The 12246-nt window shown below is 52.1% G+C and carries 6 protein-coding genes and 1 pseudogene; 5 read left to right on the forward strand and 2 right to left on the reverse strand.

The features are described 5' to 3' along the window. The first annotated feature begins 74 nt into the window (after positions 1–74). Positions 75–1727 (forward strand): AMP-binding protein, encoded by a 1653-nt coding sequence (locus PKI34_04605; GenBank protein HNS17086.1) that lies wholly within the window; start codon positions 75–77, stop codon positions 1725–1727. Positions 1728–1806: 79 nt separating this feature from the next. Here the strand turns inward: PKI34_04605 and PKI34_04610 are convergent, their stop codons facing one another. After that, entirely contained in the window at positions 1807–2781 is a 975-nt protein-coding gene (locus PKI34_04610) for an aldo/keto reductase (protein ID HNS17087.1), read from the reverse strand. Between the two features lie 283 nt (positions 2782–3064). Between PKI34_04610 and PKI34_04615 the strand changes: the two genes are divergently transcribed. From PKI34_04615 to PKI34_04630, 4 genes and pseudogenes are all read left to right on the forward strand, one after another. Further along, positions 3065–3274, forward strand: a complete 210-nt coding sequence (locus PKI34_04615) for a hypothetical protein (protein HNS17088.1) — start codon at positions 3065–3067, stop codon at positions 3272–3274. A gap of 719 nt (positions 3275–3993) precedes the next feature. Continuing rightward, positions 3994–7413 (forward strand): beta-galactosidase GalB, encoded by a 3420-nt coding sequence (gene galB, locus PKI34_04620; GenBank protein ID HNS17089.1) that lies wholly within the window; start codon positions 3994–3996, stop codon positions 7411–7413. Further along, a pseudogene (locus tag PKI34_04625) lies at positions 7409–7525 on the forward strand (N-acyl-D-glucosamine 2-epimerase). The gene galB and the pseudogene PKI34_04625 overlap by 5 nt, the downstream one beginning before the upstream one ends. A gap of 78 nt (positions 7526–7603) precedes the next feature. Beyond that, positions 7604–9868, forward strand: a complete 2265-nt coding sequence (locus PKI34_04630; GenBank protein HNS17090.1) for a glycoside hydrolase family 3 N-terminal domain-containing protein — start codon at positions 7604–7606, stop codon at positions 9866–9868. Between the two features lie 29 nt (positions 9869–9897). On the opposite strand, the gene PKI34_04635 is transcribed toward PKI34_04630, so the two are convergent. Beyond that, positions 9898–12231, reverse strand: a complete 2334-nt coding sequence (locus PKI34_04635; GenBank protein ID HNS17091.1) for a hypothetical protein — start codon at positions 12229–12231, stop codon at positions 9898–9900. Positions 12232–12246 lie beyond the last annotated feature (15 nt).

Here is a 12246-nt window from a genome sequence, read left to right on the forward strand (position 1 = left end):
AACCGGGGAGGATGATTCCCTTTCATTTCTGATATTATTGTCTTTACTTTGCCGTATCCAACAGCAAGTGCATTATGCTTGATGAACGTCTGATCAACTATATCGAAAACAGCCTGAAGAAGCATCATGACCTGCCCGCTCTCTCCGATTATAAAGGAGAGACTTATTCCTACAACGAAATTGCCAGGCAGATCCTTAAGTTCCACCTGTTTTACGAACAGGCAGGTATCAAACAAGGCGACAAGGTTGCCCTTCTGGGGAAAAATTCAGCACGATGGTGCATGGTGTACCTTTCCGCCATCACCTATGGGGCGGTCATCGTACCTGTTTTGCCCGACTTCAGGCCCGACGATCTGCATTATATTGTCAACCACTCTGAAGCAGTCATCCTGTTCTGTGCCGACAACATCTACCAGGAGATGGACCTTCGGAAAATGCCTCTGATCAGAGCCGTTCTATCCCTTACCAATTTCCAGGCATTGCATATGGACGGCGAAATCCTTGCAGACGCCCTGAAAACTGCAGACACACACTTTGATAAGAAATACGCCGGCGATTGCATTGCTTCCGGTAACTACCACTTTCCGGACATCACCAACGATCAGCTGGCGGAGATCAGCTATACGTCGGGGACGACAGGCGTATCAAAAGGAGTCATGCTGACACATAATAACCTTTCGGCCAATGTATGGTATGCACGGCGCATGATGCCCCTGAAACATGGCGATGCCATCGTGTCATTCCTTCCGCTGGCCCATACCTACGGGTGCGCATTTGAGTTCCTGTTTCCCTTCAGCATAGGATGCCACATCACCATTCTGACCAGGACTCCTTCGCCCCAGGTGATCATCAGGGCATTTCAGGAAGTGCAGCCAGCTTTAATCCTGTCGGTGCCACTGGTCATTGAAAAGATCTACAGGAATCAGATCCTCCCGGAGCTCCGTAAAAGGCATATCAAACGAATGCTTGGGATCCCGGGCCTAAGAAAAATGATCCACGCCAAAATCAAAAACAAACTGGTCCGGTCATTCGGCGGAAATTTCAGGGAAGTGATCATCGGAGGCGCTCCGTTTAACCCGGAGGCCGAGCTGTTCTTCCGAAAAATCACATTCCCCTATACGGTCGGCTACGGCATGACCGAGTGCGGGCCGCTGATCAGCTATATAGCCGCAACGGAAAGCAAGGTGGGATCCTGTGGTAAACCCATTGATACCCTGGAGGTTAAAATTGACTCGCCGGATCCACTGCAAACCATCGGAGAAATCCTGATCCGCGGCGAAAATGTCATGCAGGGCTATTACAAGAATGAAAAAGCTACCGCTGACATACTCGATTCGGAAGGCTGGCTCCATTCGGGCGACCTGGGCCTGATTGACGGGGACGGTTATCTTTTCATTAAGGGCCGAGCCGACAACATGATCCCCGGCTCCAGCGGTAAAAACATCCATCCCGAAGAGCTGGAAGCACTCCTTGACAATAAATATGCCGTTGGGGAATCGCTGGTCGTTCAGCGTGATGACAGGCTGGTCGCGCTTATTCATCCCGACAGCGAAGTTGTTGAAAAGAACAAACTATCTAAGGATGACCTTCAGGCCATGTTCAGACACTACCTGAAAGAAATCAATGAATCCGTGCCTTCGTATATGCACGTCACCCGGTTTGAAATCCAGACCGAAGAATTCACCAAAACACCCAAGCGTACGATCCGGCGGCACCTGTATGTGTGACATCCGTGAACGGTTTTGCCGGAATGATCTTCTGATGAGCAGGTCACCCCGGGTATCAAAATTCGTAGAATGAAGGATCTTATTTGAATGAAGCGCTTACCCTGTCGAGCCTGTCCATATCCACATCCGAAAGCCTGAATCTCAGGGTTCCGGTATTCTCCTTTGCGTGGATCTCTTTGGTTGCACCCGGAATGGCGACCACGGTACCGTTGTGAAAATGGATCAGCCAGTTCAGGGCCACCTGTGAGGGGGTGACATTGTACTTTAGGGCAAGTTCCTTCAGGAGCATGATCACAGGCCGGCTTTTCTCAAGACCTGAAGGCTTGAAAAGCGGTGTGAATTTTCGCATCCCGACATTCTTCAGCAATTCAGGCTGATCATGAAACTTCCCGGTGACAAGTCCCTGGGCCAAAGGGGAATAGGCTATGATGGCCATGCCCAGTTTTTTTGCCAGGTCCATCACTCCATTGGACTCGATCCTGCGGTTGAGCAGGCTGTAGACCACCTGGTTCGAGGCCAGCGGAATTCCTTTTTTATCCAGGGTTTCCCAGGCATTCTGCATCTTCCGCGCATTGAAATTGCTCACGCCAATGTTTTTGATGAGCTTCTGTTCCCACAGCACAGCCATGGCCTTCATCTCTTTTTTCTCACTGGAAAAGCTCCAGGGCTGATGAACCTGATAAAGGTCAATGGGAAAGGGGGTCAGGGCGCTGATACGCCTGTCGATGCTTTTGGTGATGTTGCCGGCAGAGCGGAGGATGGGCCACCATTTGGTGGCGATGAGGACCTCACCCGGTTTTTTGCCCGATGCTGCCAGCGCTTTTGACAGGGCTGCTTCCGAAGCGCCATTGCCATAGGCTTCCGCCGTATCAAACCAGTTGATGCCCCCTTCAATGGAAAGGGATACGATCCGGTCAATCAGGTTATCGTCGAGGGTGGGCCAGAATTTCCCGGCCAGGTTCTTTTGTTTGCTGAACTGCCACGTCCCCAGCCCGATGGGGGTTACACGCAGATCCGTGCGCCCCAGCGGACGCAAATTATCTATCTTTTCCATTTTTTTATTTTTACAAAATCACTCGTATGAACCCCAAGGCAAGCCCCGGAGATTTTACCCATTTACCCCTCCCCTGCGCAGGGTAGGGTACAGTAAACAATCCCCATCGAATAAAGTTGCGAAGTTTTAAAAAAATAAAAATTTTAACTGTTTTTATCAAGAAGATTTCGTTAAAAATGGAAAAATCCGGGATCAACCTGAAGCACGTTTATAAAACCGTCACGGACCTTCTCCCGGAATTAGATGAATTTTTCTGCAACCGGTGCCCATCAATGACCAGATTGTGATCTCACCCGACGCCACCCGCGACCGGTTCACAATCTGCGGAGCGCCGGAGGAACTCAACAAACTGACCATCGTTGACATGAGCGGAAAACAGGTATATGCTTATCTTTGTAAAAATGGGGAAAACCTTCACCGGGAATTCCAGGTCAACCTTGTACGCGGTGTGTACGATGGCACAGAACAGGTCATTGATCTTTCTGAACGGTAATATCAAAGGATAACATTAAAGTACATCAGATGAAAATTTTTCTGTATGCGTTGCTGATGGTGGGCTTTGGCCTCCAGGGACTTGCCCAGGGCCTGTTGCCTGCACAATGGAAATTTCACAAGGGGGACCAGCAGGAATGGGCCTCCCCCTCCTATGATGATTCGGGATGGAGCGACATTACGCCCGGGGAGACCTGGGAACGACAGGGACACCAGGGGTATGACGGCTTTGCCTGGTACCGGGTAACGTTCGTTGTTCCTTCAAAATTCAGGGACGATGCCGAAGAATACGGCGGGTTTAGGCTCCAGCTGGGGAAAATTGACGATGTGGATTTTACATACCTGAACGGCAAACTTCTGGCAAGTTCCGGCGAGCTCCCTCCCAATTACGTTACGCAATGGGATGTCATCCGCAATTACACCATCTCATCCGGCAGGATCCTGTGGGACCAGCCCAATACCCTGGCCGTCAGGGTCTTTGATCTGACGGGCGACGGCGGAATTTACGGTGAACCCATTCTGTTTTGTGTTCAGGGACCCGCTGACCATATCGTCATTGAGCCGGCTTTCAAACAAACCGACCGCGTCCTGAAAGGCGCTCCGGATGTGACCGTCCCGATATCGCTGAACAATACGTTCAACCATACGTTCGATGGTACGATTGAAATCCGGGTCGTGTCAGACTTTGGGGAGGACATCTTCCGCCAGGAGGAGATCCTGATGCTCAAACCAAACAGGCCCTCCACGGTCAATTTCAACATTCCGGGATTGCAGCCCGGTTTCTACAAGGCTACCATTACCCTTACCGGTGATGCCGCCACCAAAAACACCTCTTTCCAGTTCGGCTATGAGCCTGAAAAGATCGTCAGCCCACGGGATGCACGTCCGGATTTCGACGACTACTGGATCCGCGCCAAAAGGGAGCTGGAGGCTGTTGATCCGCAGTTCAAATTAATCAGGATTGACTCGCTGTGCACTCAAAGGCGCAATGTTTACCTGGTTGAAATGCGTTCACTGGGCAATATCCTGATCCGGGGCTGGTATTCGGTGCCCACCACCCCCGGGAAATACCCCGCGATAATGCAGGTGCACGGATACCAAAGCGTCATACTTCCTGAATACGTGGATTATGGCGATGATCTCATCGGATTCGGGCTTCACATCCGTGGCCACGGCAACAGCTCAGATCATATCAATCCCGGGTTCCCGGGTTTCATGCAGCATTTCCTGAACGATAAGGAAATGTACATTTACCGCGGGGGCTATATGGACTGCGTTCGCGGCGTGGACTTCCTGTTCTCCCGTCCGGAAGTGGATACCACCCGCGTTGCCGTGGAAGGCGCCAGCCAGGGCGGGGCCCTGACCTTCGCCACCGCCGCATTGTGCAACGACAGAATCCGGGTTTGTGCTCCCCAGGTACCCTTTTTATCCGATTTCGAGGATTATTTCAAAGTGGCAAGATGGCCTGGAAATGAATTTTTCAGCCTGGTCGAGGAGGAAAAGAAATACACCTGGGATGAAGTATACAACACCCTCAGCTATATTGACATAAAAAACCTGGCCCCGTGGATCACCGCACCCATGATCATGGGTGTGGGCCTGGTGGATGATGTCTGTCCGCCCCACATCAACTTCGCTGCATACAACCAGGTTCGTTCGGAAAAAACCTATATCGTGTATCCAACGAGCGGGCACGGTCTTCCGGAAGATTTTTACATCCGGAAAATGGCATTCATACGGAGCGTATTTTCCCCCCAGACCAGGCCCGCAACCGGATCCGGCGTGCGCACCCGGGAAAATTTCAATGATGAATGGAAATTCATGCTGGGAGACCATCCTTCAGCCTCTGCCGGCCTGTTTGACGATTCCGGCTGGCGGCAGCTGGATCTGCCCCACGACTGGAGCATTGAAGGGGATTTTGATGTCAAAAATCCTGCTACGCCAGGCGGGGGTGCCCTGCCCGGCGGTATAGGATGGTATCGCAAAACTTTCCGGCTGCCGGCCTCCGACAGGGGACAAAATATCTACATCGAGTTTGACGGAATATACCGTATGGGAGAGGTGTGGATCAATGGCAATTACCTCGGAAAACGACCCTACGGATACTCCTCTTTCCGGCACGAGCTGACCCGGTACCTGCATTTTGGCGATACGCCGAATGTGATCAGTGTCAGGGTTGATAATTCCCTGCAGCCGAATTCACGCTGGTACTCCGGCTCGGGGATTTACCGGAATGTCTGGCTCGTCAAAACGGGAGCCCTTGCCGTAGCCCACTGGGGAACCTTTGTCTCCACGCCCGTGGTGAAAGATGCCGGCGCAGAGGTCAGGATTTTGACCAGGATCAGCAACACAACCGGAACCCCGGTCAGGATTTCTGTCAAATCCAGCATCTTTGGTCGGGATGATCAGCTGCTTGCAGAGATGATCTCTCCCGGGATTCTGGTCAAACCGTCAGGTACGGAGATCAAACAGACCCTTACCGTGAACAATCCCATCCTCTGGTCAGTGGAAAATCCTGTTCTCTACCGTGTGGTCACCACCCTCCTTTCCGGTCAGCAGGTCCTGGATGAATACGTTACGCCTTTCGGGATCAGGACGTTTGAATTCAATGCCGAAAGGGGTTTTCTACTGAATGGGAAACAAGTTAAGATCAAAGGGGTTTGCAATCACCACGACCTTGGATGCCTGGGTGCAGCCATCACTACCCGCGGAATTGAACGCCAGCTGGAAATCCTGAAAGGGATGGGCTGCAACGGCATCAGGACCTCGCACAATCCCCCGGCCCCGGAATTGCTGGAGCTGTGCGACAGGATGGGATTCATCGTAATGGACGAGGCGTTCGACATGTGGAAAATCAATAAGACGCCATTCGACTACGGTGCCGACTTCGATGAATGGCACAAGCGCGACCTGGAAGATCTGGTGCTGCGCGACCGTAACCATCCCAGCGTTTTCATCTGGAGCATCGGCAATGAGATCCCTGAACAATGGGACACATCGGGAATCAGGATCGCACGGGAACTTGCCTCCATCGTAAAAAAACTGGACGATACCCGGCCCATTACGGCAGGATGCAATCACCCTGTACCGGAAAATTATCTTATCCAATCCAAAGCTTTGGATCTGATCGGGTACAACTATCACCAGGAAACCTTTTCCCGGTTCCCGGAAACCTTTCCCGGAAAAAAGTTCATCGCTTCTGAAACCACCTCTGCACTTGCCACCCGAGGCAGCTATGACATGCCGGCCGACAGCATCCGCCGCTGGCCGCTAAAGTGGGATGTCCCCTTTCTGGAAGGCAATGCCGACCTGAGCTGTTCATCGTACGACAACTGCTCGGCACCCTGGGGCTCCACCCACGAAGAAACCTGGAAAGTCGTGAAAAAGTACGATTTCATGTCGGGATTGTTCATCTGGACCGGATTCGACTATATCGGCGAACCCACACCCTATCCGTGGCCGGCACGAAGCTCCTACTTTGGAATAATGGATATCTGCGGATTCCCGAAAGATGCCTATTATCTCTATAAAAGCGAATGGACCACTGAACCTGTCCTCCACCTGTTCCCCCACTGGAACTGGACACCGGGACAGACCATCGATGTGTGGGCTTACTCCAATTGTGACGAGGTTGAACTGAGCCTCAACGGCAAAACGCTCGGAACACAGCGTAAAACAGGCGATATGCTTCATTTCAGCTGGAAGGTGCCCTTTGAACCCGGAACACTTTTGGCCACTGGAAAGCAAAATGGCAGGGTGATCCTGACAAAAGAAGTCCGGACAGCCGGAGAGCCCTTCAAAATCCTTCTCTCACCCGACCGTGATGTGATCCACGCCGACGGAGACGACCTGTCGTATGTGACGGTTACGGTGGCGGACAGGAACAACGTAGTGGTACCGTATGCCGACAACCGCATCTACTTTTCGGTGGAGGGTGATGGAAAGATCCAGGCGGTTGACAATGGGAGCCAGGTGAGCATGGAGTCGTTCAAGGCCCATGAAAGAAAGGCCTTTCATGGAATGTGCCTGGTAGTGATCCGCAGCGGAATGAATCCGGGCAACCTTACGGTGAAAGCCTCGGCCGACGGACTGCAGCCCGCGGAGTGCATCATTCAAATGATCAACAACGTACAAAAATGAAAAAAAGACCATGAACACTCATCTCCACATTCTGGAAGCATGCAACAATCTGTGCAGGATATGGAACGATGAACTGCCTGCTGAACGGTTAAAGAACCTGATCCGTATTTTTGCTGGATAAAATAGCGGATGTGTCTTGAAATATTAAAATATTTATTATAATATATTAATAATCAATGCGTTTAAAAAAATGACAACGAAGATGTACCTGTTTTTATTCAGGGCATTTCCCATCCTGATGATCCTGCAGGGTTGTGAGCAGAAATCCACACCGCCGGGTAATGCCGGATCAAACGGGATAGAGGTAACAGTGACAGAGCTTTTATCGGGGCTGACCCTTGAAGAAAAAGTCGGACAAATGACGCAGGTCTGCATCGACGTAGTATCGGTAACAGAAAACGGAGCCATTGCGGAGCCTCACAGGATCGACACGGACAAGCTGCGTAATGCCATCGTTGACCATCACGTCGGCTCCATTCTGAATGTGGCGAACCACTGCTATACCCGTGAGCACTGGTACGAGATCTTGTCGGCCATCCGGGATATGTCGGAACAGAACCAGTGCAAGGTTCCGGTATTGTATGGCATTGATGCCATTCACGGAAACAACTACTGTGAAAAGGCCACATTGTTCCCGCAGCAGATCGCGATGGCAGCCACGTGGAATCCTGCAATCCTGGAGCAGGCGGCCTCCATCACGGCCTATGAGACCCGGGCCGCTGCCATCCCGTGGAATTTTTCTCCCGTGCTTGACATCGGACGCCATGCAGCCTGGCCCCGCCTGTGGGAAACGTTCGGAGAAGATGTTTTTCTGGCCAAAAAGATGACCTGTGCCATTGTCAGGGGATATGAGGGCGACGACATCGGAAACAAATACAAGGTGGCCTCCTGCATGAAGCATTATATGGGGTACGGGTTCCCGGTGTCGGGAAAAGACCGGACCCCCGCCTGGATCCCGGATCACTACCTGAGGGAATACTTCCTGCCTCCCTTTGCACAGGCTGTGGCCTGCGGTGCGCACACCATCATGCTCAACTCGGGAGAGATCAACGGCGTCCCGGTTCATGCCAGCCATTACATCCTTACCGATATCCTAAGGGATGAGCTGCATTTCGTAGGACTGGCCGTCAGTGACTGGGAAGACATCATCCGCCTGCACACCAAGCACCACGTGGCAGCCACCCCAAAAGAAGCGGTGAAGATGGCGGTGATGGCAGGGGTGGACATGAGCATGGTACCCTATGATTACTCCTTCTACGATTATCTGCTGGAACTGGCCAGGGACGGTGAAGTACCCGTGGCCCGCATTGATGAGGCCGTCAGGCGCATTCTGACCCTGAAGGTCAAACTGGGCCTTTTCGAAAACCTGTACTACCCGGCGTCCGATTATCCCGATTTTGCATCCGAAAAACACCGCCTTGCCAGCCTGGAAGCAGCAAGGGAATGCATCACACTGCTTAAAAATACGGATAACGTCCTTCCCCTGCCTAAATACGCCCGGGTACTGGTCACTGGTTTTGCGGCCAATACGATGGCTTGCCTAAACGGCGGCTGGTCACATACCTGGCAGGGCGATCTGGCTGATCTTTATGCTTCGGATAAGCTGACCATCCTGGAGGCCATCCAGGCCGCCATCGGTGAAACCAACGTCGCCTGGGCTGAAGGTGCACAGTTCGATACGCTGTCGGATATAGGCAGGGCTGTACAGCTTGCGCGGTCGGTGGATTATGTCATTCTTTGCCTTGGAGAAATGGCCTATTGCGAGCAGCCCGGAAGCATCGGCGACATTTCCCTGCCCGGTGCCCAGGCGGAACTGGCATCCCGTCTGGCAGCTACCGGTAAACCCGTGATCCTGGTGCTGACACAGGGGAGACCACGCCTTATCTCTGCTTTTGCTGATCAGATGAAAGCGATCCTGACAGGTTACCTGCCCGGCAATGAAGGCGGTATCGCCATAGCCGATGTGCTGTTCGGCGATGTAAACCCCTCGGGGAAACTGCCCTATACCTATCCCCGTTCACCCAATGCACTGATCAACTACGACCACAAATACACCGAACTGGTTCCGGAGGTCATTTCCGTCCCCCAGTTTGAATTCGGTTTTGGGCTGAGCTATACCACCTTCGGCTATTCCAACCTTGTCGTGTCGGCCAATGAAATAAGCCAGGATACACCCCTGAAGATCAGCGTTGATGTAACCAACACAGGGTCACGTCAGGGCAAGGAAGTGGTTCAGCTCTACATTTCGGATCGGTATGCTTCGATCACGCCGCCGGTCAAACGTCTGCGTGGTTTTGAAAAAGTTGACCTTGCCCCCGGCCAGACCACCACGGTAACCTTCAGCGTTCATCCGGCCGAACTGGCTTTCGTCAATGCAGATTCAAAATGGGTGACAGAACCCGGTGAATTTGAGATTCAAATAGGGTATCAGAGAGCAGGATTCACCCTGAGATAAACTTCTGAATCCGATGATTCAGTGTCCGCTTACCTGCGCAAGCCACCGGTGCGGGCACCGCCTGCCGGAACCGAACTGCCGCCGGAACCGGATACGTTGCGCTTATAGTTTTGATATTGCTGTGTCCGTTGCGTTCCTGTGGTCCGCTCCTGATAGGTCCGGTTCAGCTGGTTATAATCCGTCTGGCCGGTCCGCTGCTGAGAAGGGGTGGTCTGCGAGGGTTGCCGTTGCGGAGCAGGCTGAGTCTGGTCCTTTGTTCTCTGCGTGGGTTTTGTTTCAGTGGATACCCTTCCGGGCGTTTTATTCCATTTACCCTCGTCACGCTGCTGCCAGGTGTCGCCCTTTTGCCTGTACACCTCCCCGTTTGGACTGGTGTAAACATTGTTTGCATTTCTTTTTTGCCGGGAAGTTTGATTGACTGCTGCGGAAGGCCGTGTGGCCGAATGTTGTTTACCAGTCCTGGGATCATACTGATACCCTCCGGTCTGTCTTACCCCGTCGGTCCTGTTCCTGTAAACATTGTTGGAGGCATAAGGGGATGTTCGCGGCTGATTGTAGTAACCCTGGTTCCACGATCCGGCATGGCTGCCCTCCCAGTAACCCCGGGCATATCCCCTGTAGTAACCCTGGGCGTAACCCTGGTGATAGCCGTGGTAATACCCGTGGCGGTAACCGGCCGGACCCCACCAGCCGTAATAGGGACTGTGCCATCCCCACCCAAACCAGGCGTAGGGATTCCCAAAACAGACACCATAGGAGAAACACCAGCCTGCATAGGGATTCCAGCAGGCATTGAAACCATAGGTCACCGGATGAGGATAGTAATAAATGCCCCACCACGGCCGGTAATACCATCCCGTGCCATAAACAATGCAGCCATGATAGACATAAGAATAGCAATAGCCCGGCGTGTAACCGACATAGACCACCTCGGGCGTATAATCATATACATACACATATTTGACGTTATATACCGGGGACTCCGGGGGAATGTCCTGAACACCCTCCGGAACAACAACACAGACTTCCCAGGGTCCTGTCGGGCTGTCGGACATGAACCAGATGGCATTGTCGACACAATAATACCTTTTGTCGATGAGTAAAACGGATTTGTCACAATTCACCGCATACTGCATGGAAGTGCCCGGAATCTCATCAAATTTAGGCCTTCCGTCATAGTCCATCTTCAGGGTGGCCGTTTTACGGTCAACAGTGGCCGTCTGCGGAACGACATTTTCAAGCAAGGCATCCTGTGACTCCGCGGTCCCGGGAACACTTGTGCGCAGGCCCCCCATTTCGGAATCAGCAGGGATATTGGCAAAATCTGCCGGCAGATCCTCGGGCTGAACAAAATTCCAGCTACCATCCTGTAAAGATTTCGCACTGAACCAGCGACCGGATATCAGCACATAATAGTCCTGGGTTTTGATATCCATCAGAATGAATTCGTCTGAATTGGTCACATACAGCAATGAAGTTCCCTGCAGGGGTGCAAAGGAAGCATCACCATTCGACTGGATGAGCTCAGCCGGGTGTGTCCTGACCAAAACCCTTGGAATGACCTGGTTTTTAGCTTTTTCAGTTTCCGTGGCGGCTTTACTTCCGGTATCGTCTGTCTTCATGGCCTGCTCTGCCAGCTTGACAATTTCCTGCGGGGGATTGCTGACCGACGTCCACGGACCCAGGGGATCCTTTGCAGAGTACCACCAGTCTGCGCCCTTGAGGTAACACAGGGATTTCTTTTCATCCCTGACCAGGAAGAAAGGTGTATTCACCACATATTGATAGGGTGAATTTTCGATGTCTTTGAACACAGGATCCCCGTCAATGCTTATCAGCACGGAGGCCGTGCTGGCATAGATGATCTCCGGAGGCGCATTATTGAATTTTTCGGCAGCGGCATCTTCCTTCTCCATTGCTTCCATTCCCGCCAGGATCCGGTCGAGTGAGGCCACCAGCTGACTTTTATTAAGTTCTTCCCTGACAAAATCCCTCAGCTTTTCGACATTCTCCTGCTTCATATCAGGAAACTTTGCGTTGGTCACATTCACTTCAGTCAGCGTGACCGTTCGTACTTCCTTATCGGTAACCACCCTGCAATCAAACCACATGGCACCATATACCGGCTCTTTCACCTCTTCGGTGGAAACAGAGATGGCGGCCATGGCCTCAAGCCTGTCTCCGTCATAGGATTCAACCTGGGGCTGATAGATCAATACCTTTCCTTTATCGGTTTCAATCCGGTAGGGCCACTCCGTTGATCCATCCTTTTTGGATTTCGAAGCTGCACATGCATTGCTGGCCAGGATAATACAGCATAAAACAACAAGGGTGAACCGGACAACGGACAGATAAGTTTTCATCATGTTATGTTTTAG

This window comes from Bacteroidales bacterium, from assembly GCA_035342335.1.
Lineage (GTDB): Bacteria > Bacteroidota > Bacteroidia > Bacteroidales > JAGONC01 > JAGONC01.

Bases quoted from the DNA above. Each gene is read 5' to 3' on its own strand.
- PKI34_04635 (HNS17091.1), bottom strand. From the start codon at position 12,231: ATGAAAACTTATCTGTCCGTTGTCCGGTTCACCCTTGTTGTTTTATGC.
- PKI34_04630 (HNS17090.1), top strand. From the start codon at position 7,604: ATGACAACGAAGATGTACCTGTTTTTATTCAGGGCATTTCCCATCCTG.
- PKI34_04610 (HNS17087.1), bottom strand. From the start codon at position 2,781: ATGGAAAAGATAGATAATTTGCGTCCGCTGGGGCGCACGGATCTGCGT.
- galB (HNS17089.1), top strand. From the start codon at position 3,994: ATGCTCAAACCAAACAGGCCCTCCACGGTCAATTTCAACATTCCGGGA.
- PKI34_04605 (HNS17086.1), top strand. From the start codon at position 75: ATGCTTGATGAACGTCTGATCAACTATATCGAAAACAGCCTGAAGAAG.